The following is a 24,203-nucleotide window of genomic DNA, read 5'->3' on the forward strand; positions in this document are numbered from 1 at the left end:
TGCCCCACGCCGAAGGAATCTCTCCATGTCTTTTCCCGATGAGATCGAGCCGGATCTTCCTTTCCTCACCTCGCTTCGCCGCAATCTCCATGCCCATCCGGAACTCGGCTTCGAGGAGGAACGCACCAGCGGTATCGTGGCCACATTGCTGGAGGAAGCGGGACTGACCGTGCATCGCGGCCTCGGCAAGACCGGTGTCGTCGGTACGCTGCAGATCGGCAACGGCACGCGCCGTATCGGCCTTCGCGCCGATATGGATGCACTTGCCATGCCGGAAAAGGGCAATCGACCCTATAAATCCACGATTCCGGGCAAGATGCATGCCTGCGGGCATGATGGCCATACGACCATGCTGATCGGTGCAGCCCGTCACCTTGCCGCCAAGCGCGGATTTTCCGGTACGGTGCATTTCATCTTTCAGCCGGCGGAAGAAGGTCGCGGCGGCGCCAAGCGCATGGTGGAAGACGGGCTTTTCGATCTGTTTCCCTGCGATTCCGTCTACGGGCTGCACAATATGCCCGGTCTCGCGGTCGATGAGATGGCCGTTGTGGAGGGGCCGCAGCTTGCTTCATCGGATAGCTGGCGCATCACCTTCCGCGGTACCGGCACCCACGGCGCCAAGCCGCATCTCGGCAAGGACCCGATCACAGCAGCGGCAACCTTCCTATCGTCGCTGCAGACCATCGTGGGGCGCGTCGTCGATCCGCTGCAGCCGGCCGTCGTCAGCGCGTGTTCGTTGCAGGCGGGCGATCCCAAGGCGCTGAACGTCATTCCCGATACGGTCGAGATCGGCGGCACGGCGCGCGCTTATACGCCTGAGGTCCGCGATCAGCTGGAAGAGGAGATCGGTCGCCTGGCGCATGGGACTGCAGCCATGTTCAACATTGCCGTCGATTATCAGTTCGAGCGCCGCATCCCACCCGTCGTCAACGATGCCGATGCTACGGCACGAGCACTGAAAGCGGCGATGACGGTCTTTGGTGAGAATGTGCTAACCCGCTTTCCGCCATCGACAGCCGGCGACGATTTTGCTTTTTTCGGCCAGAGCGCGCCCGGCTGCTATGTCTGGCTGGGCAACGGACCCGCCGTTGACGGCGCCCTGCATCACAATACGGCCTATGACTTCAACGACGAGGCGATCGCCTCGGGCGTGGCTTTCTGGACGACACTGGTCGAGCAGGAATTGAGAGAGGGCTGAGGCAGGTCTCAACGTGCTTCACTGCGGCGGTACATCCTCTATCGCCGCCGCTTCTCAGCGTTCAGCCTCTCGCAGCAACGCGTCGAATATGATCTGGCGCGCTTTCTCCGCATCGATCTCCGCGGCAAAATGGGCATTGAATTGCCCATGCGAGGCCCGCGTTTCGACGACGGTGCGCCCACGCGTATGCTGCCCCTGCAATTCCGCATCGATCCGGGCATGCCGAAGGGTGGCGATGTCAGGCTCGATGAAAATGGCGGCAGCCGTCGGGTCGTAGATCGCCATTGCCGGCCTGCCGCGGCTGATGGCGATGTTGACATAGCCCTCAAGCAGGTCAGCGAGCAGCTGCGCCTTTTCGCTGCCGTTCTCACGGATGCGGGCGACATCCGCCGGCCAGGCCAGGACTTGCCGGCAAATGTCGAGATCGATCATGCACAGCGGCAGGGCATGCGCGAGCACGATCGCAAGTGCCTCCGGATCGGCAAAGGCGTTGAACTCAGCCGATGCCGTGTGATTGCCCGCCGTGACGCCGCCGCCCATCCAGGTCAGCTCGTCGATGCACACAGCGAGATCCGGTCGTGCCAATGCCAAAGCGGCAATATTCGTGAGTGGCCCGAGCGCCAGGATGCGTTTCGGCCCGTCGCTGTCGGAAAGCCAGTCGCATAGCGCAGTAAATGCGTCGCTGAAGGGAAGCGGATCGGCCGGCGGCAGGCTTCTACCTGTCGTGGGAATACCGCTCTGGCCGAGAATGCCTTGCGCCGTTTCCAGCCTGCAAAGCACTGGCAGCTCGCGGCCGGTATGGATCGGAAAGCTCCAGTTGAAGACGGCGGCAGCACTCGCCGCATTGGCCTGGACCTGCGAGAGCGGAGCATTGCCGCTGACGAGCGAAACGCCATCGATGACAAGGTCCGAATGCGCCACCACCAGGATGGCGGCGATGTCATCGAACCCCATGTCGGTATCGATCCAGATCCCCATAGTCTGTCCCAATGATCTCTGTGTGAAATGCTTGATGGCAGTCTGGCTGCCCTATCAGGAAATCAGCATTCCTAGCCGTCGGTGGCAATGGCCGCGGGCGCACACAAGGACGCGCGCACCCGCGGATCGCTTAGCTGGCTAGCGCATCAAGGATGCGGATCCAGGAACGAATGCCCTTGTGATAGGAGCGCAGCTCGTATTTCTCGTTCGGCGAATGGATACGGTCGTCGGAGAGGCCGAAACCGACGAGCAGCGATTCCATGCCGAGCATCTTCTGGAAATCACCGACGATCGGGATGGAGCCGCCCATGCCAATGATGAGGGCGGGCTTCGGCCATTCGTTGGAAAGCGCCGTCTTCGCCTTGGTCAGTACTGGCGAATCATAGGAAAGCTGGATGGCTGGCGAGCCGCCATGCTCATGAAACTCCACCGAGCAATCCGCAGGGATTTTGGATAGCACATAGGCACGGAAACTCTCGCGGATCGCCGCCGGATTCTGCTGGCCGACGAGACGGAAAGAAACCTTCGCCGATGCCTTGGCGGCAATCACCGTCTTGAAGCCGGCGCCGGTATAGCCACCCGTAATTCCGTTCACTTCCGCCGTTGGCCGCGCCCAGGTGAGTTCCATCACCGACCGGCCCTTCTCGCCCGAGGGGATCGACAGGCCGACTTCACCGAGGAATTTTTCAGCCGTCATGCCGAGCGTCTCCCAGGAGGCCTTGATGTTGGCAGGTGTTTCCTCGACGCCGTCATAGAAGCCTGGAAGCGTGATGCGCCCCGTCTCGTCATGCAGGCCTGCAAGAATATCGGTCAGAATGTGGATCGGATTGGCGGCAGCGCCGCCGAAAAGGCCCGAATGCAAGTCGCGGTCAGCCGCGGTGATGACGATTTCCTCGCCCACCAGGCCGCGCAGACCCGCAGAGATCGCCGGCGTATCGCCGTCCCACATGCCGGTATCACAGACGAGAGCGAAATCCGCCTTCAGCTCGGCGGCATTGGCTTCGAGGAAGGGCTTGAGCGAGGGCGAGCCGGATTCCTCTTCGCCTTCGAAGAGGATGGTGATGCGCACCGGCAGCGCGCCCTTCGTTTCCATATAGGCGCGCACCGCCTCCACGAAGGTCATCAGCTGCCCTTTGTCGTCCGACGCGCCGCGGCCGGTCAGGACCTTGCGGCCATTGCCCAGGTCCTTGATGGCGGGAGCAAAGGGATCGCTTTCCCAAAGCTCGAGCGGGTCGACGGGCTGCACGTCGTAGTGGCCGTAGAACAGAACATGTGGCGCATCGGCGGTGCCGGCATCGTGATGGGCGACCACCATGGGATGGCCGGGCGTGTCGCGTACGGAGGCCCTGAAGCCGAGCGAGTTCAGATAGGTGACCAGCCATTCAGCTGCCTTGCGGCATTCGGACTTGTAGTCCGGGTCTGTCGAAATGGACTTGATGCGCAGCAGCTCGAAGAGGTTGTCGAGGCTGGAGGGAAGGTTCTGATCGGCGCGGTCGAGAACGGGCGATAGATCGGTCATATCCGACTCCTTACATGAAATTTGGAGCGACGATAGACCAAAGGCCAGCCGGTTTCGAGGCGTTAAAACTGAAAATTTACCGTAGCTTGCCTCTTTCGATGGAGGTTCGCTCTTATGTGATTAGTTGCGCATGTAGTTTACAAGTTTTTTAGATTATTAGAAATAACGTCAATCCAGAAGAGTATTCTGGAGACGCGTAATGTTTTCAGTAATTGCATGTATTCGCGACGCTCATGACTTCAGGCTTATTCTCGTGGCGGCAGCCATCTGCCTTATAGGCAGCCTTGCCACCATGCTTCTTTTTTCGCGTGCGCAGGAATGCCAGTCGCATCAGCGTCGTTATTGGATTGCGGCTGCGGCCTTCGCCAGCGGTGTCGGCATCTGGGCGACGCATTTCATTGCCATGCTCGCTTATGAGAGCAGCCTTCCCATCTCCTACGGCGTTTCGCTGACCGCGCTTTCGGTGGTTCTCGGCATTATCGGTTCATGGCTTGCCATCGCCGTCGCCTTCGAGTGGGACAACCGCGTCTCCTTTGCGGTCGGCGGCATGCTGATGGCGTTTGGAATAGCCGCCATGCATTTTAGCGGCATGCAAGCCATCGAGGCGTCGGCGCAGCTCTCCTTCGACATACCGCGAGTCGCCATTTCCATCATTGCCGGCGCCGTCTTCTCATCGCTGTCCTTCCTGGCATTTCGCAGTCTTCGCGGTTTCCGCCGCATCATCATTGGTGCTCTTCTGCTATTGCTGGCGATTTGCTCCCTGCATTTCACAGCAATGAGCGGCGTGACGCTGACGCCTGAAGTGGGGATGCCCGGTGTCGCCCTCGCCATGGATCGAAGCATCCTTGCAGGCATTGTCATGGCTGCCGCGACGGGTTTGATCCTCATCGCGCTCGGAGCCATCTTCATCGACCGTCATCTGACCGACCTCCGCGGCTTTGCCAACGCTTCGCTGGAAGGGCTGCTCATCATCCGTGACAGCCGGGTGATCGATGCCAACGAGCGATTTTTCGCCATTTCCGGATGGTCGCAGCAGCAGGTGGTCGGTGCCCCGCCAGAAACCTTCCTGGCGATCGACATAGATGCCCAAAGCGATGCCGCCATTCCGTTGGAGACGACGCTGTCCGGCCATGATGGCAAGGCGATCCCAGTCGAAACCGTGCGTCGCTCCATCACCTATCGCGGCCACGAATGCAGCGTATTGGTGGTGCGTGACCTGACGGAACGGCGCCAGGCGCAGCAGATGATAGAGCATCTGGCGCACCATGACATTTTGACGGATCTGCCCAACCGGTCGCTGTTCGACCAGCGCATGCGTCAGGCGCTGCAGATGGCCAATCGTAGGGGCGGGGAAGTCGCTATCTTCTGCCTGGATCTCGATCGCTTCAAGGCCATCAACGATGTCTTCGGCCATGCTGAAGGCGATCGCATCCTCTGCAAGGTCGCCGGCATTCTGCAGCGCGCGATCGAGGAGGGCGATACGGTGGCAAGGCTCGGTGGCGACGAATTCGCCATTATCCAGCCCAGGCGCCGGCAGCCCGAAGGGGCCACGCGTCTTGCCGAGCGCATCCTTTCGGAATTCAGCATGGAGATGGATACTGCCCGGGATCCGACGGCCGTCGGCGTCAGCATCGGCATCGCCATCTACCCGCGCGATGGCACGAGCACCGAGCAGCTTTACGCCAATGCGGATATGGCGCTTTATCGCGCCAAGCATGCGGGCCGGGGCCACGCCTGCTTCTTCGATGCCGAAATGGACAAGGCCGTGCGCACCCGCCGCCAGCTTGAGAACGATCTGCGCCAGGCCATTCTGCGCCGCCAGCTCTTTCTGGAATATCAGCCGATCTATGATGTCGGCAGCGACGGTGTCAGCGGTTACGAGGCGCTGTTACGCTGGGCGCATCCGGATCGGGGTGTGATCGATCCAGAGACGTTTATTCCCATTGCCGAGGAAAGCGGATCGATCGTTGCGATCGGCGAGTGGGTGCTGCAGCAGGCCTGCCAGGAGGCGGCGCGCTGGAGTGAACCTGCAAACGTCGCTGTCAACCTCTCGCCGCTGCAATTCATGATTCCGACCCTCTTCGATCAGATCGAACGGATTCTGCGCAAGACCGGTCTCGATCCGCAGCGCCTCGAGCTGGAAATCACGGAGGCGGCGCTGATGCGCGAACGCACGACTGTGATAGCGACATTGCAGCGGCTGCATCGCCTCGGCGTGCGCGTGGTGATGGATGATTTCGGCACCGGCTTTTCCTCGCTCAGCAATCTGCGCGCCTTCCCCTTCGACAAGATCAAGGTCGACCGCAGCTTCACCGGCGCGCTTGAGCATGATCCCGCAGCCCGCTCGATCGTTCGTGCCATCATCGGCCTCGGCCACAGCTTGAACATGCCTGTGGTCACGGAAGGTGTCGAAACGGAAACCCAGCGCCGCATCGTCATCGAGGAAGGCTGCGCCCAGCTTCAGGGGATATTCTTCGGCAAGCCCGATGTCGGACCGAGCCAGTTCCAGTCGGCTTTGAATAAGGCGGTGGGGCAGGGCTGAGGCGCGTTGCGTGCTTTTGCGCGACATGCTCTAAAGCTGCCTGGCATTCTCCAGCACCCGCCGGATATATTCCAGCAGCAGCTCGCGTTCGAATTGCCGAAAATCCTTGAGAAGATCCGTATCGGCTGCCATAGCGGCCTCGATCGCTTCAACTTGCATGGCTGCGGCCTTGTTCGTCAGGAAGACCAGCTGCGCCCGCTTGTCCGAAGGATGCGGGCGGCGCGCAACCAGGCCATCTCGTTCCATGCGCGACAGCGTATTGGCCATAGTCGCCTGTTCGATGTCGATCCTCTCGAGCAGCTGCTTCTGAGTCAGCCCGTCCTCGGACCACAATTCCAGCAGGATCGGAAACTGACCGGGGGAAAAGCCGAGCCTCGCCGCGCGTTGTTGTAGCGCGCGGGCGAATCCCTTCGCCATCTGGCTGGCAAGGTAGGCGGCGGAGTCCATCCGATTAAATCCCATGATTGCAAATATGCCCATAATTCAAGAGCAAGACAATCAGCAATTCTTGGGTAGACCTCCTCAGAAATAAGCAACTCACGCGGATTTTTTCACATCCAAAGATTGAATTTTTGACATAGAAAAGCCGCCATGGCCTGGAGGGGTCGCCATGGCGGCTCGTGAAAAGGGGACAAAGGCCCGGAGAGGGGATAGGCCTTTGTCCAAGTCTGACATGGCGGGGGACAGGCCGGTTGCCAGACCCTCGGCGTATCAATCGCCGGTGAGTAAGATTTGAGGTTTGGAATGTGGTTTTTCAAGGGAATGCGCAGATTAGATTGATTAAAAGTTAGTAACGTTTCGGTGAGAGATTTGGCCTTCCCACCAAGGTAATTCCAGGAAAAGTGTATCGCGGTTTTCCGTCCGGAATTGCGTAAAAACAAAAGATAAAGCGTTTGCGCGATTTGAAGAAAAGCGGAAGCAGGTCCAGCCTGCAAAACTGAAGTTTATATGGACGTTGGAGGTGCGTCACGCTATCCATGCTTCCATGAAAAAAGGTGATCATCTCTTCCTCGTCGACGGCTCCGGTTTCATTTTCCGGGCCTTTCACGCCCTGCCGCCGCTGACGCGCAAGTCGGACGGATTGCCCGTCGGCGCCGTCTCGGGTTTCTGCAACATGCTGTGGAAGCTTTTGACTTCGGCGCGCGACACCTCGGTCGGTGTGACGCCGACGCATTTCGCCGTCATCTTCGACTATTCGTCGAAGACTTTCCGCAAGGACATCTTCCCCGAATACAAGGCGAACCGCTCGGCGCCGCCGGAAGAGCTGATCCCGCAATTCGGCCTCATCCGTGAGGCGACCCGTGCCTTCGATCTGCCCTGCATCGAGACCGACGGCTTCGAGGCCGACGACATCATCGCCACCTATGCCCGTCAAGCAGAGGCAGCCGGCGCCGACGTGACGATCATCTCATCCGACAAGGATCTGATGCAGCTCGTCACCCCCATGGTCCACATGTATGACAGCATGAAGGACAAGCAGATCAGCATTCCCGATGTCATCGAGAAATGGGGCGTGCCGCCGGACAAGATGATCGACCTGCAGGCCATGACCGGTGACTCCATCGACAACGTTCCTGGCATCCCCGGCATCGGCCCGAAGACTGCGGCACAGCTTCTTGAGGAGTTCGGCGATCTTGACACGCTGCTCGCCCGCGCCGGCGAGATCAAGCAGCAGAAGCGCCGCGAAAATATCATCGCCAATGCCGAACTCGCTCGCATTTCGCGGCAGCTGGTGACGCTGAGGACAGATGTGCCGCTGGAACTTGCGCTCGACGCGCTGGTGCTGGAGCCGCAGAACGGCCCGAAACTAATCGGTTTCCTGAAGGCCATGGAGTTCACCACTCTGACGCGGCGCGTGGCGGAAGCCTGCGACTGTGATGCGGCGGCAATCGAGCCCGCCGTCGTCAAGATCGAATGGGGCGAGGGCGCCCACGGCCCGGATCTCGATGTCGGCGAGAATGTCGATCTCGTCGCCGGCAGCGTTGTCGAAGCCGAAGGCGCATCCGTCCCGGCTCCGTCGGCCAAGGCGCGCCTCGCTTTGGATGGCACCACTGCGCCCGAGGATCTCGCCAAGGCGCGCGCCGCAAATTTCGCGAGCGCGCCGATCGATCATTCGAAATACGTGACCATCCGCGATATCGCAACGCTCGACCGATGGATCGCGGATGCGCGCGAAACCGGTATCGTTGCCTTCGATACCGAAACGACCTCTCTCGATGCCATGCAGGCCGAAATCGTCGGCTTCTCGATGGCGATTGCCGATAATCGTGATGATCCGACTGGCGCATCCATCCGCGCCGCCTATGTGCCGCTCGGCCACAAGACCGGCGTCGGCGATCTGCTGGGGGGCGGCCTGGCCGACAATCAGATCCCGCTTCGCGACGCGCTGCCGAGATTGAAGGATCTGCTGGAGGATGCCTCCATCCTGAAGATCGCGCAGAACCTCAAATACGACTACCTACTGATGAAGCGTTACGGCATCGAGACGCGGTCCTTCGACGACACGATGCTGCTCTCCTACGTGCTCGATGGCGGCGCCAATGCCACGCATGGCATGGATAGCCTCTCCGAGCGTTGGCTCGGCCACAAGCCGATCGCCTACAAGGACGTCGCCGGCAGCGGCAAGTCCAACGTCACATTCGATCTCGTCGATATCGACCGCGCCACCGCCTATGCCGCCGAAGATGCCGACGTGACGCTGCGCCTCTGGCAGGTGCTGAAACCACGACTTGCGGCAGAAAAACTTTCGGTCGTCTACGAACGGTTGGAAAGGCCCCTCGTGCCAGTGCTTGCCCACATGGAGGAGCGCGGCATCACCATTGACCGGCAGATCCTCTCTCGCCTTTCCGGCGAGCTGGCGCAGGGAGCTGCCGCCTTGGAGGACGAGATCTACACGCTCGCCGGCGAGCGCTTTAACATCGGCTCGCCGAAGCAGCTTGGCGATATCCTTTTCGGCAAGATGGGATTGGCCGGCGGCAGCAAGACCAAGACCGGGCAATGGTCGACCTCGGCGCAGGTGCTGGAGGATCTGGCGGCGGCCGGCTTCGAGCTGCCGCGCAAGATCGTCGACTGGCGCCAGCTCACCAAGCTGAAATCCACGTATACGGATGCGCTGCCGAGCTATGTCCATCCCGAGACGAAGCGCGTTCACACCTCCTATTCGCTAGCCTCGACCACGACGGGGCGCCTGTCCTCCTCCGAGCCGAACCTGCAGAATATTCCGGTGCGCACGGCGGAAGGCCGCAAGATCCGGACGGCTTTCATTTCGACACCGGGCCACAAGCTCGTCTCCGCCGACTACAGCCAGATCGAGCTGCGCGTACTGGCGCATGTCGCCGATATCCCGCAGTTGAAACAGGCTTTCGAAGACGGTGTCGACATTCACGCGATGACGGCGTCCGAAATGTTCGGCGTGCCGGTGGATGGCATGCCGAGTGAAGTGCGCCGCCGCGCCAAGGCGATCAATTTCGGCATCATCTACGGCATTTCCGCCTTCGGTCTGGCGAACCAGCTTTCCATCGAGCGCTCGGAAGCAGGCGACTACATCAAGAAATATTTCGAGCGCTTTCCGGGCATCCGCGACTATATGGAAGGCACCAAGCAGGCAGCGCGCGACAAGGGTTATGTCGAGACGATCTTCGGGCGCCGCATCCATTTCCCCGAAATCCGCTCGTCCAATCCCTCCGTCCGCGCCTTCAACGAACGTGCCTCGATCAACGCGCCCATCCAGGGTTCGGCCGCTGACGTCATCCGTCGCGCCATGATCAAGATGGAGCCGGCACTGGCGGCAGCCGGGCTCGGCGATCGCGTCCGCATGCTGTTGCAGGTGCATGACGAACTGATCTTCGAAGTCGAGGATGCGGATGTCGAGCGCACGACGCCCATCATCGTCTCGGTCATGGAAAATGCCGCCATGCCGGCGGTCGATATGGTCGTGCCGCTGAAGGTCGACGCGCGCGCCGCCCATAATTGGGATGAAGCACACTGAGCAAAGGGCGCGTTGGAGATAGGCTTTCGCGTATGCTGCGCCTTCTTCAGCGTCAGCCGCTCATTTCCCAACCAGCGCTTCCAGCACAGAAATAATGGCGCGTTCGGCTTCTTCGAGCGTCCCGCTATTGTCGATATCGACGACCTCGTAGCTGCCCTCGACAGTCAGCACGCTTCTTTCCAGACGCTTCAGGACATCGTCGCGGCTCTCGCGTCCACGCGCCATGAGGCGTTCGGCAAGCACTTCACGTGTAGCCGTGATGTTGATGATCTTCAGACGCGGGAATGCAGCCTGGAAATGATGCAGCGCCGAGCGTGAGCCGTTGGCGATCACCAGCTTGCCGCACGCAAGTTCATCGGCGACTTCCGCCGGGATGCCGTATTTCAGGCCGTGCGCTTCCCAGGAGACGGCAAAGGCGCCGGTCTGCTCCATCGCATCGAAATCCGCTTCCGAGACGCTTATGTGATCCTCATTGCCGGCATCGCCGTCGCGCGTGATAAAGCGGCGGACGAAGTGCACGTCGGGCCGGCCGGCAAAATGCCGGGCGGCCAGATTGATCAGCGTATCCTTGCCGGCGCCGCTTGGGCCGACGACGACGGCGAGCGTGCCCGCCGCCTCATTCGCCAGACCGACATTAGTCGGCTTGATATTGGCGTCCAGGCTCATGCCACCCGGCGTCCTTCCCGCCAGACAGAGCGCGTGACCGGAACGCCGTGATCGCGGCGGACACGCACGAGATCGGCGCGCAGGCCCTCTGCGATGCGGCCGCGATCGTTCAGGCTGACCGTCCTTGCCGGTGTTGCCGTCACCATGGCGATCGCCTGCGGCAGCGAAATACCCTCGACTTCGTCTGCGAGAATGAAGGGAGCATGCAACAGGCTGAGCGGCACGTAATCGGAGGAAAGCACGTCGAGCACGCCGAGTTCGGCCAGATCGCGAGCTGCGATATTGCCGGAATGCGACTTGCCGCGCACGATGTTCGGCGCGCCCATCAGCACGCTCATGCCGGCACCGTGAGAAGCCTTGGCGGCTTCGACGCTGGTCGGGAATTCGGCAAGGCGAACGCCGTAATGGATGGCTTCGTCGACATGGGCGAGCGTCGCATCGTCATGGCTGGCGACCGTTATGCCGCGTTCGGCGCAGACCTTGGAGATCACGTCGCGATGCGGCGTGGCATATTTCGCCGATTCTTCCTGGCGCTTGGCGACGAACTTGGCAAAGGCCTCGTCGCTGAGCCCGCGCTTCTTTTGATAATAGAAGATGTACTGGTCCATGGTCTGGAACTGGCGCTGGCCCGGCGCGTGGTCCATCAGCGAGACCAGACGCACATAAGGGTCCTTCTCGAAATCCTCGAAGTGGTCGAGCACGTTGTCGGAGGAGACTTCGCAGCGCAGGTGAATCAGGTGATCGGCGCGCAAGCGGTCTTCGCGTTGCGCGGCCTGGATAGCATCGGCCATATCGCGCATCTCGCCCTTTTCGAAACCGCCGTCCTCGTCCGAGCCCATGCGCAGGCAGTCGAACACGGTCGTAATGCCCGAGGTGACGATCTGCGCATCATGCGCCTGGATCGCCGCCGTCTTGTTCCAGCGGACGCCCGGACGCGGGGAATAGTGCGCTTCGAGATGGTCGGTATGCAGCTCGACCAGACCGGGAATCAGAAAATCGCCCTCGAAATCCTCCCCGATATCTGACGTGCCCTCGGAAATGGCGGCAATGTGCCCGTCACGGATCAGCACGGAGCCCTCGACGATCTTATCTTCAAGGACGATGCGGGCGTTGGAAAGGACGGTTTCTTTGGTCATGTCGGATCTTTCATGTTAGGCGCCGGCAAGCGGCAGCCAGGAACGGACGGTAAAGGGAGCGCCGCGCTGTTCTTCGACGAAGATGGCGAGGCCGGAAATATCGAGCGGCTTGCCGGTATGTTCGGCGAAACGTTCGCGCAGGATGTTGTGCATCTCGGCCTGCCGCTCGGCCGGGACGCGCCCCGTCAGCGTCATATGGAAACGGAACTCGTCATTGACGTAAGGATAGCCCCAGCGCAGCAGATTCGCACGCTCTGGTTCTGTGAGACCCTCCGGCTTTCGCCGGGCGATATCATGATCCGAAAGCGGTGCGCGGAACGGCTCGAAGGTTTTCACCACACTGGAGGCGAAATCCTGTAGCGGCTGGTAAAGCGAGGCGGGGACGAGCGCAAAGAAATGACCGAGCTGGCCGAGCACGAGTTCGGGAATGGTGAAAGCCTTGGTCTGCGAGGCGAATTCGGCTGTGACCTCGAGGAGGTCGCGTTCGGTCACCGAAGCTGCGAGCTCGAACGGTGCCTTCAGCGTGGCGTGAAAGCCATAGCGGCGCGGATCGGCGGTCAGCTCGGCGTGACCTTCCGGCAGCGGCCCCATGGCCTTATCGGAAAAAATCTCGCCGGAAAAAGCGTCGCGACCGAGCCAGCGGGCGGCAAGCGATGTCAACGGATCGTCTTTGGGTGGCGTGAAATAGAGAGCATAGCGCAAGGCTGCATTCCTTGGAAAAACGGGCTGCGCGGGACACTGTTGGGTGATTTGCTTCAAACCGCAAGAGCAGCAAGGCAGCAACGGTTCGAATCCGGCTAAAGCTGGTTTGACCGCTGAGTTCTTGCCGGCCTGCGCTACCGGATTCCCGTGACAGAATGATGATGAGAAATGATTTTTTCTCGGTCTTTTTTATTTCGCTCGCGTACCCATTAGCCGCGAGCGCAAGGCGTTGGATGCGGCGTCGAACAGGAAGACGACGATCAGGATCAAAAGCACCATGTAGGCGACATTTTCCCAGTTGGCATTGGTGCGCATCGCCTCCCAGAGCTTGAGGCCTATGCCGCCCGCACCGACGGCACCGATGATGGTCGCGCCGCGCACGTTGGATTCCCACTGGTAGAGCGTCTGGCTGACAAAGACGGGCACGATCTGCGGCATAATGCCGTAGCGATGCACGAGGATGGTGGGCGAACCGGTGGACTTCACGCCCTCGCGCGGCTTGTTGTCGATATTCTCCAGGCCCTCGGAGTAGAGCTTGCCGAGCGTGCCTGTCTCCGTGAGGAAGATCGCGCCGCTGCCCGCAAGCGGACCGGGGCCGAAGGCGCGCGTCAGGAACAGCGCCCAGATCAGCATGTCCACCGAGCGCAGGAAGTCGAAGAGGCGTTTGAGGATCTGATTGAGCAACCGGTTCGGCGTGATATTGCGCGCTGCCAGGAAGGCGAGCGGAAAGGCCGCGAGCGAACCGAGTAACGTCCCGAGAAAGGCCATGACGATCGTCTGGAACAGCTTGGTCCAGACGTCGCCATGCTGCCATGCGCCATTGTTCCAGATATTGTCGAAGGCAAGCGAAAGATTGGACTGTGTGGGATCGAGCCGCGGCCCGGAAACGATCAGGCTTATGACTTCGCTCGCCGGCTTGTCGAAGAAGGGCGAATGCGTATCGAAGACGAAGTTGGCCCAGCCGAGGAAACGCTTGCGGATCTTCACGCGATCGGCGGAAATGCTGGCATCGCCGGCAAAGCCGAGATTGACGAGGATATTGTCGTCATAGACGGTCATCCAGCTAGGAACGGGCTCTGAGCCGACGATTTTCGGCACATTGCCGGCAATATCGATTGGAATCGTAATGCCGTGCGCGGTCACGATGGCCTGCGTCTTGGTGACGGTTACCGTACGGCTCGTTCCGCTGACGGAAACGATCATGCTGCCATCAGGATTGGTCTTCACCCAGTCGGGATGCGGATTGTCGCCTAAAGGCGAAAAGCGCGGATACTTGATGGTGATCTTGTCGCCGGAGATGCGGAACTCCGGCTGCACGTCATAGCTCACCCATTCGCTAAGATAGATCCCGACGCGCTCCCAATGTGCTTCCGAAATGACTTTTGGCAGATCGAAGAACCAGACTGCATAAATGCCATAGAGGACGACACCAATGAATATCATCAGCGCGCCGAAACGCTGGTGGAAGGACCGGTGAAGGATCTCCGGATAACGCGCTTCGATTTCCTGCATACGGCCGGCGTCGATGACGGACATGGTCAACCTCAATGCTGCAAAAGAAAGGCGTGTTCGCCAACGAGACGGCGGCGGAGCCATGCGGAAAACTGATCGACAGCGATGATCGTCAGGAAGAGAAGCAACACCAGCGCTAACGTCTTGGCGCCAAAGCCGCGCGAAATTGCAAGCTTCAGCTCCTCGCCAATGCCGCCGCCACCGACGGCGCCGATGATGGTGGAGGCGCGAACGTTGATCTCCAGACGCAGCAGCGCGTAGGACATGAAGTTCGGCAGCACCTGCGGCAGCGCGGCGAAGCGCACGCGCTCGCTCCAGCTCGCGCCGACGGCGCGCATGCCCTCGTCGGGCTTCATGTCGATATTCTCGACGACTTCGTAGAAGAGTTTGCCAAGCGCACCGATCGTGTGCAGGCCGACGGCGATGATGGCGGCAATCGGGCCGATCGACAGGATCGCCGAAAATAGCCCGGCGATGACGATCTCGGGAAAAGCGCGCAGGAATTCCATGATGCGCTTGGTCACCAGCCGGATTGGATTGGAGGGTGACATGTTGCGGGCGGCGAAGAAGCTCATAGGCACGGCAAAGACGAAGCCGATGATGGTCGATACCAGCGCCACGTTGATCGTGATGATCATCAGTTCGAAATATTCGGGGATATAGAAATCGCCCCAGACATAGACGCGGCCGAGCGGGAAATTGAATTCCTCGCCGCCCGCGCCGTTGGCCCCGTTCGGGCTCGGCAGGTCGAAAAGCGCGCGGTAGACGTCGGCCCAGTCCTTTGGAATGAGCCAGCTCAGGAAATCGAAGAGATGCGGCAGGCGGTCGAAGAAATGCCCGGCATTGTTTTCGTCGGCGAAGCGTACGGAGCTGATGAAGGCGACGAGCAGGATCGCGAGACCGATGCCAGTGTAGAGGCGGCGCTTGGCCACCATCTTGCTCCAGGCATCGCCGATCTCCTTGGCGCTCTGCGGCGCGCTTTGCATGTTCGGGTGCGTATCGGCGATCGTCATAAAGTCCTGCCCTTGTGAATCGCAAAGGGGTGTGAATAGCAAAAGGGCGGCCGTTGCCGGCCGCCCCATTATCGGGATGCGGATCAGCCGCCGATGGCAGCCTTACGAACGTCGATGACGGCGTTGTAGAAGTCCGGAGTAACCTTGACGTAGCCCTTGAAGTCGCCGCCTTCGATGGCGTTGAAGCACTTGGCGTCGGTCGTCGGCAGCTTCATGAAGAAGTCAGCCAGCTTGGTCTGCCATTCGGTGCCGAGAGCGTTGCGAACCACGAGTGGACCGTTCGGGATCAGCGGCGAACGCCAGACTTCGACGAGCTTGTTCGGGTCGACGGCGCCCTTGTCGACTTCCTTGCGGAAGGTGCCGGAGGTGAAGCCGTCCTTGAAATCGCCAACGCCCGAGGAATCGTCGACAGCAACGTCGACCTTGCCGTCGTAAGCGGCGAGCAGATTGTTCTCATGGCCGCCGTTGAACTGGGTCGAGCCGAAGAACTTGTCGTTCGGCACGCCGGTGGTCTTCGGAATCTGCGTCAGCGGAACGAGGTAGCCCGAGGTGGAGTCCGGATCGGCGTAGCCGAGCTTCTTGCCCTTGGCGTCCATGATCGTCTTGATGCCGGAAGACTTGAGGGCAAGGCCGATCGAGTAATAGCCGGTGGAGCCGTCGGTCTGCTGCGTGGTCAGGATCGGGGTAACGGCTTTCGGGTCCTTGATGGCGACGGCTGCGTAGCCGGAAGCGCCGAGTTCCGCGAAGTCGAGCGTGCCGCCGAGCAGGCCCTGGATAACGCCGTTATAGTCTGCGGCTGGGAAGAGCGAAACCTTCTCGAAACCGAATTCCTTCTTCAGGTGATCGGAAAGGCAGGCATAGTTGCGCAGGCGGTCGGCTTCGTTTTCGCCGCCGAGAATGCCGACTCGGAATTCCTTGAGGTCTGCAGCATTAGCAGCAGCGCCGGCTGCGAGCGCAACGAGCGCCGTAGCGGCAAAAAGTGCTTTCTTCAACATGGGTTCGTCTCCTGATTAACCGGTGTCCCCGGATGTCTTCGGTCTGATAGAAGAAATGCGCCCTTGACGCGGGCCTTCGATCCCGGCCGTCCCTCTCAGAGACCGGCCAGTGCCAGCGGTTGCGGGCCGGCAGATTCAGTCGCCGCGGCTTGCGCGGCCGGATCGGCTATGTTGATGGATGTCGACGTCATAGTCTCGTTGATGCCGGCGCCGTCCTTGTCGGTGCCATAGATTTCCTTGACGGCTGCTGCCGTCAGATCGGTCGGCTTGCCGTCGAAGACGACCTTGCCGGCTGCCATGCCGACGATGCGTTCGCAGTAGTTGCGCGCCGTGTCCAGCGTATGCAGGTTAGTGATGACGGTGATGCCTTCGCGCTCGTTGATATCCCGCAGCGCATCCATGACGATCTTGGCATTCAGGGGATCGAGCGAGGCGATTGGCTCGTCGGCCAGCATCATCTTCGGCTGCTGCATCAGGGCGCGGGCGATGGCGACGCGCTGCTGCTGACCGCCGGAAAGTGTGCCGGCCATCTGCAGGGCCGTCTGCTCGATGCCGAGGCGCTCAAGCGCCGCGATGGCTTCGATGCGCTCTTCGCGGGTGAAGACGGAGAGCAGGCTCAGAACCGTCGAGCGATGGTTGAGGCGGCCGAGCATGACGTTGGTGAGCACGTCAAGGCGCGGCACGAGGTTGAACTGCTGGAAGATCATGGCGCAATCGCGCTGCCAGCTCCGCAGCGCACGGCCGCTGAGCTTCGAAACCTCGGTGCCGGCGAAATGGATGGAACCGGAGCTCGGATCGGCGAGGCGATTGATCATGCGCAGCAGCGTCGACTTGCCAGCGCCGGAGCGGCCAATGACACCGACCATCTGTCCCTGCGGTATGTCCAAAGTGACGGAATCGACAGCGAGCTTGTTTCCAAACCGGCGCGAGACATTCCTGAGTTCGAACATAGTGCTTCCCTTTCGCGGCTGCCGGGCTGCAGAAATTTCAGCGGTACCGGTGCTAAGAATGGGCGCATGCCCCTGCCTCGAAGGGAGTTTCGACGGGGTCGGCGCCAATCACAAGGCAACCGATTAGTCCCGCTTCATGAAGCTCCGATGTCAGTTTTATGTAACTGCTGTTACAATTCCCGTCGTTTTCGCAAGATTAGCCGGCTGAGGGCTTTCCGTTAAATTTAGCCATCAAACATGCCGGTCGGCAGGCCGTCCATGCTGAAGCTATTTTTCTCGCGCCGATATTCTTCAATGCCATCAGGACCCTTGGCTTTGGCCCATTGGTCGAGGCTCGGCCTCTCGCCTTCATAGGAAAAGAGCGGCACACCGAAGCCGCAGGAGGTCTGCACGAGATCGAAGTCCAGCCACACGATCTGCCGTGCACCGAGCGGCTCTTCATCCGCATAGTGATTTTGCAGCAATTCACGATATTCGGGCGTCGAGCGATGGATGATCCGGCCGCGGCCATAGAGGCGCAGGATCATCGGCGGCCCCTCGACGGCGCAGAACATGATCGTCAGCCGTCCGTCGGCCTTCATATGCGCCGCGGTCTCGTTGCCGCTGCCAGTGCGGTCGAGATAGATGGCGGTGTTCGGGGAGATGATCCGCAGGCACAACGTTTCGCGTGGCGAAACATTGACCCGGGACGCCGATGTCGCAGATGCCGTGAAGAAGATATGCTGCCGCGCGATGAAATCGCGCAGGCGATCGTCGACGCTGGAAAACTGTTTTGCCATAGAAACTCCTCTCGATCCCGTCCTTGCAAGGATCATCTGAAAGCTGGATCGCTTGTCACCGCCTCGCAAGCCCGCTGAGGGTGAAAAGCGTCCTCAGGCGGCGTAGCGATCCAGGAAATCTTCCGCAGATAAGGCACGGAAATCGGCAAGCGCCGTGCGCAGCCGGTCGTGATCCCAATCCCACCAGGCAAGCCTATCCATGCGCGCACCGATTTCGGCGGTGAAGCGTTCGCGGATCAGCTTGGCCGGCACGCCGCCGACGATCGTATAGGGGGCGACATCCTTGGAGACGACCGCGCCGGCCCCTATGACGGCACCGTTGCCGACTGTCACACCCGGCAGGATCGTGGCGCCGTGACCGATCCAGACGTCGTGACCGATAACGACCCGGTTGTCGCGCCGCCAGGTGAAAAAATCCGTCTCCATATCGGCGTCAGGCCAGTAGTCGGCCGCGCGATAGGTGAAATGGTGCAGCGTCGCACGCCATGTCGGATGGTTGGTGGCGTTGATGCGCACGGCGGCGGCGATGTTGACGAATTTGCCGATCGTCGCGCACCAGACCGCGCCATCCTGCATGATGTAGGAATAATCGCCCATCTCGACTTCGTCGATGCGGCAGCGGTCGGAGACCTCGGTATAGCGGCCGAGCGTCGAATTGCTGACGCTGGCCGAGGCGCTGATGAAGGGCGTCTCGCCCAATTTGCGGCTCATGCGGCGGCCTTCCGCGGCGAGAACTGCGAGACGTCGAGAATGCGGCTGCTGACGGCCTCGCGCACTTCCTCATCATGGAAAATGCCCAGCAGTGCTACGCCGGCTTCCTTCTTCTGCTCGATCATGTCGACGACGACGGCACGATTGCGGGCGTCGAGCGATGCCGTTGGTTCGTCGAGCAGCAGGATGGCGTGATCGGTGATGAAACCACGGGCGATGTTGACGCGCTGCTGCTCGCCGCCCGAGAAGGTGGCAGGTGGCAGTTGCCAGAGTTCCTTCGGGAGATTCAGCTGCGCCAGCAGTTCGGCTGCCCTTTCGCGGGCTTCGCTCACGGTCACACCGCGTGCCAGCAACGGCTCGGCAACGACATCGATGGCGGCGACGCGCGGCACGGTGCGCAGGAACTGGCTGACATAGCCCATTGTCTGGCGGCGGACGTCAAGCACGGTGCGCGGATCGGCAGTGGCGAGATCGACGATCCTGTCCCGGTGAGTGACCAGGATCTGGCCGCTGTCGACGGCATAGTTGCCATAGATCATCTTCAGCAACGAGCTCTTGCCGATGCCGGACGGACCGCCGAGCACGACGCATTCGCCGGCGGCGACGGAGAAGGAGACATCGGCAACGACCGGCAGGCGAATGCCGTCGCGCAGATGCATGGTGAAGCTCTTGAATACTTCGGAAACGACGAGTGGGGTTGCCATGTTTCTTCCTCAGACCTGCAGGATCGAAGAGACCAGCAGTTGCGTATAGGGTTCGCGCGGATCGTCGAGCACGCGGTCGGTCAAACCATGCTCGATCACCTGGCCGTCCTTCATCACCATCATGCGATGCGACAGGAGGCGGGCGACCGCGAGATCGTGGGTTACGATGATGGCCGACAGGCCGAGATCGTTGACGAGACCGCGGACCAGGTCGAGCAGACGGGCCTGCACGGATACATCAAGACCGCCGGTTGGCTCATCCATGAAGACCAGCCGGGGGCCAGTCACCAGATTGCGGGCAATCTGCAGGCGTTGGCGCATGCCGCCGGAGAAGGCGCGTGGCTGATCGTCGATGCGGTCGGCATCGATCTCGACCCGCTCCAGCCAGTCGATGGCTGTGTGGCGGATGTTGCCATAGTGGCGGTTGCCGATCGCCATCAGCCGCTCGCCGACATTGGCGCCGGCCGAGACCGTCATGCGCAGACCATCGGCCGGGTTCTGGTGCACGAAGCCCCAGTCGGTGCGCATCAGGAAGCGGCGCTCGGCCTCGTTCATGCGGAAGAGATCGCGATAGGTCTCGTCGCGCATATGGTATTCGACGCTGCCTGTCGTCGGCAGTAGCCGTGTCGAGATGCAGTTGAGCAGCGTCGTCTTGCCGGAGCCGGATTCGCCGACGATAGCCAACACTTCGCCGGGCCAGAGTTCGAAGGACACATCGCGGCAACCGATGCGGCTGCCGTAGAATTTCGAGACGTCCTTGACCTTGAGAAGGGGTGAGTCACTCATTCGGCAGCCTCCTTGGATGCGAGCCCATTTGACGCCAGCATAGGCCCGGCATGGCCGTGGGCGCGGCGATCCTCGCAGAAATCGGTATCGGAGCAGACGAACATGCGTCCGCCCTTGTCGTCGAGGATCACTTCGTCGAGATAGACCTGCTCGGCGCCGCAAAGAGCGCAGGGCTTGTCGAAGCGTTGCACTTCGAATGGATGATCCTCGAAATCCAGGCTGACCACTTCCGTATAGGGCGGCACGGCATAAATACGCTTCTCGCGGCCGGCGCCAAACAGCTGCAGCGCGTCCGACAGATGCATTTTCGGATTGTCGAACTTCGGCGTCGGCGATGGGTCCATGACGTAGCGGCCGGCGACCTTGACCGGATAGGCGTAGGTCGTGGCAATGCGGCCGTTGCGGGCGATATCCTCATAGAGCTTCACATGCATGAGGCCGTATTCCTCCAGCGCATGCATCTTGCGCGTCTCGGTCTCACGCGGCTCCAGGAAGCGTAAGGGTTCTGGGATCGGCACCTGGTAAACCAGCACCTGGTTCGGCCCGAGCTTGGCTTCCGGAATGCGGTGGCGCGTCTGGATGATGGTCGCCTCTTCCGTGCGGGTGGTGACAGCGACATTGGCGACCTTCTGGAAGAAGGCGCGGATGGAAACGGCGTTCGTCGTGTCGTCGGCACCCTGGTCGATGACCTTCAGCACGTCCTGCGGGCCGATGATCGCCGCCGTCAGCTGCACGCCGCCGGTGCCCCAGCCGTAAGGCATCGGCATTTCGCGGGAGGCGAAAGGCACCTGATAGCCGGGAATGGCGATCGCCTTCAGAATGGCGCGGCGGATCATCCGCTTGGTCTGTTCGTCGAGATAGGCGAAATTGTAGGTGGCGAGTTCGGTCATTCGGCTGCCTCCGTCATGGGTTCCATGCCGCGATCGCGAGCGGCCTCGAAGTCGCGGCGCATGCGCCGCACCAGGTCGAGTTCGGCCTGGAAGTCGACATAATGCGGCAGCTTCAGATGTTCGACGAAGCCCGTCGCCTGCACGTTGTCGGAGTGGGAAATGACGAATTCCTCGTCCTGTGCCGGCGCAACGATGTCTTCGCCGAGCTCTTCGGCGCGCAGCGCGCGGTCGACCAGTGACATTGCCATGGCCTTGCGCTCGCTCTGGCCGAAGACCAGGCCATAGCCACGGGTGAACTGTGGCGGTGCCTTAGCCGAGCCCTTGAACTGGTTGACCATCTGGCATTCGGTCACCTGGATGCGGCCGAGCGAGACGGCAAAGCCGAGTTCCTGCACCTCGAATTCCACTTCCACCTCGCCGATACGGATTTCGCCGGTGAAGGGGTGGGTGCGGCCATAGCCGCGCTGGGTCGAATAGCCGAGCGCCAGCAGGAAGCCTTCGTCGCCGCGGGCGAGCGCCTGCAGGCGAAGGTCGCGGGTCATCGGGAACTCCAGCGGCTCGCGCGTCAGGTCGCCGATCTCGTGATCGACAGGCATAGTGCCGTCGCCTTCGATCAGTCCTTCCTGGCCGAGAATTTCCGAGACACGCATCACGCGGCCATCTTCAGCTGGCCGCTGCATCGGCTCATCGACAGGCTCGTCGGTCAAAAGGCTGGGGTCGAGCAGACGGTGCGTATAATCGAAGGTCGGGCCGAGAAGCTGGCCACCCGGCAAATCCTTGTAGGTCGCGGAAATGCGGCGCTCGATCTTCATGACAGCGGTGTCGAGCGGCTGGGAATAGCCGAAGCGCGGCAGCGTGGTGCGGTAGGCTCTGAGCAGGAAGATCGCCTCGATCATGTCGCCGCGCGCCTGGCGAACGGCAAGTGCGGCGAGCGTGCGGTCATAAAGCGAGGCCTCGGCCATGACGCGATCGACGGCAAGTGCGAGCTGCGCCACGATCTGGTCGATGCCAATAGCCGGCAGCGAACGGTCGCCGCGGCGACGGTCGGCCAGCAGCCGGTGAGCATTGGCGATGGCGGCTTCGCCGCCCTTAACGGCAACATACATATGTCACAACTCCGTCGCGGTGATCTTGGTGGTGCGTGGCAGGCAGAGGAATTGCCGGCCCGCGGTCAGGATGAGATCGACGCCGCGTGGGAAAAGGGCGCGATTGTCGTTCCAGATGCGCAGCAATGCATCCGGCAAACCGATCGGCGCAATCATCGTGATGTCCTTGATGCCGGGGCCGGAAAGCGCGAGGTCCTTGCCGCCGTCCAGGCTTTCGATCTCAAGCACGATCGTCGTCGAACGGTCCGGATATTCCTGGGTGCCGATGCCGAACTGGCTGAAGGAGGAAAGCGCCATGCCGGTTTCGATAAAAGCAAAATGTGCTTCCAGCCTTTCCGAGATGACGGGCGCTCCAGTGTGGAAGGCGAACCATTCCGGCAGGCTCGATCGCGCGAAGCCAGTGGAGAGCCAAACCGGTGTATCGTGATCGCAAAGGGTGAGCCCAATGGCGCCGGCAGCGATGCCGAGTAGAGCCGGCGGCGCAATGTCGGCCGCAATGGTCTGCAGGGTGCCCGGGCGTGCCATGGCGTCCATCGTCATCTTGAAGATACTCTGGGCGTCGAAAACCGGATCGGTGAAGCCGCCGGTCAGGGCCTCATTGCCGAAGGTTGGGGTGCTGGAAAGGCTCATCAATCTTCTCCGCGAACCATGGTGAAGAAATCGACGCGGGTCGCCGCCGTCTCTTCCGCGCGCTTGCGATCATAGTTTTCGATACGTTCGGTCACCGGCTGCAGGATCGCCTTTTCGACGAACTCCTTGGTGGCCGATTGCTGCCAAAGAGCATCGAAGATGGCCGAAAGCCGGACCTTTTCCCGATCCGTGCCAAGCGCGTGCGCATGGCCGATTGTATTGGATGCCAGCCTGACGGTAGCGCGTGTCACTGTGACTTCGCCGAGATTGAACGGGGAACCTCCACCACCGATGCGGCCGCGCACCATGACGAGTCCCGTCTCGGGGCCGCGTACCGGCTGCACCGTCGGCTTGCTCGGCAATGCTTCCCACGCTGCCTCTAGCTCGTCGCGTTCTGCCTGCGCCAAGAGGTCGGCGACGCGCTTGCGTTCCCGACGCTCCTGTGCCGCCGCTTCCTGCCTTTGTGCTGAATTCATCGCGCCTTCCTCTAAATGTCTATTGATATAGACAACCATACAAGATATGTTTATATCTATTAGTGAGTCGTGACAAGCGTGTGACAGGGCGAGATGGCAGGGCAGAAGATACAGAGGCAGACGGGGGTAGCGCTCTGGCGGCAGATTGCCGACCGGATTCGGACCTCGATCAATCACGGCGACTTCGACGAGACGGGTATGGTGCCGCCGGAAACGGTGCTGGCGCTGCAGTTCGGCGTCAACAGGCATACGATCAGAAGCGCGCTGGCAGCACTTGCCCAGGAAGGCATCGTTCGGGCCGTGCAGGGACGCGGAACGCTGATCGAGCGCAAGGAGCGGCTGAGTTTTCCGATTTCAAGACGTACGCGATTTTCGCAAGGGATCGGCGATCAGGTGCGCGAGACCCGTAGCGTGCTGCTTGCATCGGGCGAAGAGGCTGCCAGCGCCGAATTAGCCAAACAGCTCAAGGTCAAGACGGGCACGCCGCTAATCCGGCTGGAAACGCTCGGCCAGGCGGATCATCGGCCTGTCTCGCGCGCTACCAGCTGGTTTCCGGCAGATCGTTTCGGCGATATCGCGGAGGTCTACCGGACGACCGGATCGATCACCAAGGCATTCAAGGAGCTTGGCGTTCCGGATTACGTCCGCGTCATCACCGAGATCACCGCGACGCACGCCGACGAAGGCGATCTCACCGATCTGCAACTATCCCCCGGCGCTATCGTTCTCGTCGCCCAGGCGCTCAATGCGGATCTCGACAATGTCCCGGTGCAGTATTCGATTTCGCGCTTCGCCGCCGACAGGGTGCGCTTCACCGTCGAGAACTGAGGTTGGGGATAGCCCCTCATCCGGCCTCCTGAGCTTGCCGAAGGGCGGCCACTTTCCCCCCGCTGGCGGGGAGAAGGCTAGGGTGAGGGGCTTT

Annotated in this window: 22 protein-coding genes; 4 read left to right on the forward strand and 18 right to left on the reverse strand. The window is 61.1% G+C overall.

The window, feature by feature from the left end:
* Positions 1-25: 25 nt before the first annotated feature.
* Positions 26-1,198 carry a M20 aminoacylase family protein gene (locus tag ACYJRZ_RS05810; protein WP_459457031.1) on the forward strand — a complete coding sequence of 391 codons (1,173 nt, stop codon included), beginning with the start codon at positions 26-28 and terminating at the stop codon, positions 1,196-1,198.
* Positions 1,199-1,252: 54 nt separating this feature from the next.
* Here the strand turns inward: ACYJRZ_RS05810 and ACYJRZ_RS05815 are convergent, their stop codons facing one another.
* Positions 1,253-2,176, reverse strand: coding sequence for a nucleoside hydrolase (locus ACYJRZ_RS05815; protein WP_459457033.1), 924 nt, complete (start codon positions 2,174-2,176; stop codon positions 1,253-1,255).
* Positions 2,177-2,306: 130 nt separating this feature from the next.
* The gene (locus tag ACYJRZ_RS05820) at positions 2,307-3,695 is read right to left on the reverse strand and encodes a M20/M25/M40 family metallo-hydrolase (RefSeq protein ID WP_459457035.1); all 1,389 of its coding nucleotides are present in this window, start codon (positions 3,693-3,695) and stop codon (positions 2,307-2,309) included.
* Positions 3,696-3,894: 199 nt separating this feature from the next.
* On the opposite strand from ACYJRZ_RS05820, the gene ACYJRZ_RS05825 reads away from it, so the two are divergent.
* The gene (locus ACYJRZ_RS05825; protein ID WP_459457037.1) at positions 3,895-6,237 is read left to right on the forward strand and encodes a bifunctional diguanylate cyclase/phosphodiesterase; all 2,343 of its coding nucleotides are present in this window, start codon (positions 3,895-3,897) and stop codon (positions 6,235-6,237) included.
* A gap of 30 nt (positions 6,238-6,267) precedes the next feature.
* Here the strand turns inward: ACYJRZ_RS05825 and ACYJRZ_RS05830 are convergent, their stop codons facing one another.
* A complete protein-coding gene (locus tag ACYJRZ_RS05830; RefSeq protein ID WP_459457039.1) occupies positions 6,268-6,684 on the reverse strand; it encodes a MarR family winged helix-turn-helix transcriptional regulator in 417 nt (138 codons plus the stop codon).
* Between the two features lie 538 nt (positions 6,685-7,222).
* On the opposite strand from ACYJRZ_RS05830, the gene polA reads away from it, so the two are divergent.
* The gene (gene polA, locus ACYJRZ_RS05835; RefSeq protein ID WP_459457041.1) at positions 7,223-10,225 is read left to right on the forward strand and encodes a DNA polymerase I; all 3,003 of its coding nucleotides are present in this window, start codon (positions 7,223-7,225) and stop codon (positions 10,223-10,225) included.
* A gap of 60 nt (positions 10,226-10,285) precedes the next feature.
* On the opposite strand, the gene phnN is transcribed toward polA, so the two are convergent.
* From phnN to phnG, 15 genes are all read right to left on the reverse strand, one after another.
* Positions 10,286-10,891: a phosphonate metabolism protein/1,5-bisphosphokinase (PRPP-forming) PhnN gene (phnN, locus tag ACYJRZ_RS05840; protein WP_459457043.1), complete on the reverse strand. Its 606-nt coding sequence runs from the start codon at positions 10,889-10,891 to the stop codon at positions 10,286-10,288.
* On the reverse strand, positions 10,888-12,027 hold the full coding sequence (locus ACYJRZ_RS05845; protein WP_459457044.1) for an alpha-D-ribose 1-methylphosphonate 5-triphosphate diphosphatase: 1,140 nt from the start codon (positions 12,025-12,027) through the stop codon (positions 10,888-10,890). Before ACYJRZ_RS05845 ends, phnN begins: the two co-directional genes overlap by 4 nt.
* A 15-nt stretch (positions 12,028-12,042) precedes the next feature.
* Positions 12,043-12,729 (reverse strand): DUF1045 domain-containing protein, encoded by a 687-nt coding sequence (locus ACYJRZ_RS05850; RefSeq protein WP_459457045.1) that lies wholly within the window; start codon positions 12,727-12,729, stop codon positions 12,043-12,045.
* 189 nt (positions 12,730-12,918) lie between these two features.
* Positions 12,919-14,265 (reverse strand): phosphonate ABC transporter, permease protein PhnE, encoded by a 1,347-nt coding sequence (gene phnE, locus ACYJRZ_RS05855; RefSeq protein ID WP_459457046.1) that lies wholly within the window; start codon positions 14,263-14,265, stop codon positions 12,919-12,921.
* 8 nt (positions 14,266-14,273) lie between these two features.
* Positions 14,274-15,254, reverse strand: coding sequence for a phosphonate ABC transporter, permease protein PhnE (phnE, locus tag ACYJRZ_RS05860; protein WP_459457047.1), 981 nt, complete (start codon positions 15,252-15,254; stop codon positions 14,274-14,276).
* An 83-nt stretch (positions 15,255-15,337) separates the two neighbouring features.
* The gene (phnD, locus tag ACYJRZ_RS05865) at positions 15,338-16,249 is read right to left on the reverse strand and encodes a phosphonate ABC transporter substrate-binding protein (RefSeq protein ID WP_459457048.1); all 912 of its coding nucleotides are present in this window, start codon (positions 16,247-16,249) and stop codon (positions 15,338-15,340) included.
* 95 nt (positions 16,250-16,344) lie between these two features.
* Positions 16,345-17,199 carry a phosphonate ABC transporter ATP-binding protein gene (gene phnC / locus ACYJRZ_RS05870; RefSeq protein ID WP_459457049.1) on the reverse strand — a complete coding sequence of 285 codons (855 nt, stop codon included), beginning with the start codon at positions 17,197-17,199 and terminating at the stop codon, positions 16,345-16,347.
* A 224-nt stretch (positions 17,200-17,423) separates the two neighbouring features.
* On the reverse strand, positions 17,424-17,978 hold the full coding sequence (locus tag ACYJRZ_RS05875) for a pyridoxamine 5'-phosphate oxidase family protein (protein WP_459457050.1): 555 nt from the start codon (positions 17,976-17,978) through the stop codon (positions 17,424-17,426).
* Positions 17,979-18,071: 93 nt separating this feature from the next.
* Positions 18,072-18,689, reverse strand: coding sequence for a DapH/DapD/GlmU-related protein (locus ACYJRZ_RS05880; protein WP_459457051.1), 618 nt, complete (start codon positions 18,687-18,689; stop codon positions 18,072-18,074).
* Positions 18,686-19,393, reverse strand: a complete 708-nt coding sequence (gene phnL, locus ACYJRZ_RS05885; protein WP_459457053.1) for a phosphonate C-P lyase system protein PhnL — start codon at positions 19,391-19,393, stop codon at positions 18,686-18,688. Before phnL ends, ACYJRZ_RS05880 begins: the two co-directional genes overlap by 4 nt.
* 9 nt (positions 19,394-19,402) lie before the next feature.
* Positions 19,403-20,179, reverse strand: coding sequence for a phosphonate C-P lyase system protein PhnK (phnK, locus tag ACYJRZ_RS05890; RefSeq protein ID WP_459457055.1), 777 nt, complete (start codon positions 20,177-20,179; stop codon positions 19,403-19,405).
* On the reverse strand, positions 20,176-21,069 hold the full coding sequence (locus ACYJRZ_RS05895) for an alpha-D-ribose 1-methylphosphonate 5-phosphate C-P-lyase PhnJ (protein WP_459457057.1): 894 nt from the start codon (positions 21,067-21,069) through the stop codon (positions 20,176-20,178). The genes phnK and ACYJRZ_RS05895 overlap by 4 nt, the downstream gene beginning before the upstream one ends.
* Positions 21,066-22,175 (reverse strand): carbon-phosphorus lyase complex subunit, encoded by a 1,110-nt coding sequence (locus ACYJRZ_RS05900; protein WP_459457059.1) that lies wholly within the window; start codon positions 22,173-22,175, stop codon positions 21,066-21,068. The genes ACYJRZ_RS05895 and ACYJRZ_RS05900 overlap by 4 nt, the downstream gene beginning before the upstream one ends.
* A gap of 3 nt (positions 22,176-22,178) precedes the next feature.
* Positions 22,179-22,805, reverse strand: coding sequence for a phosphonate C-P lyase system protein PhnH (gene phnH / locus ACYJRZ_RS05905; RefSeq protein WP_459457061.1), 627 nt, complete (start codon positions 22,803-22,805; stop codon positions 22,179-22,181).
* Positions 22,805-23,281 carry a phosphonate C-P lyase system protein PhnG gene (gene phnG, locus ACYJRZ_RS05910; RefSeq protein WP_459457064.1) on the reverse strand — a complete coding sequence of 159 codons (477 nt, stop codon included), beginning with the start codon at positions 23,279-23,281 and terminating at the stop codon, positions 22,805-22,807. The genes phnH and phnG overlap by 1 nt, the downstream gene beginning before the upstream one ends.
* Before the next feature lie 93 nt (positions 23,282-23,374).
* Between phnG and phnF the strand changes: the two genes are divergently transcribed.
* Positions 23,375-24,109, forward strand: coding sequence for a phosphonate metabolism transcriptional regulator PhnF (gene phnF, locus ACYJRZ_RS05915; RefSeq protein WP_459457066.1), 735 nt, complete (start codon positions 23,375-23,377; stop codon positions 24,107-24,109).
* Positions 24,110-24,203 lie beyond the last annotated feature (94 nt).

This window comes from Rhizobium sp. No.120 (genome assembly GCF_054558365.1).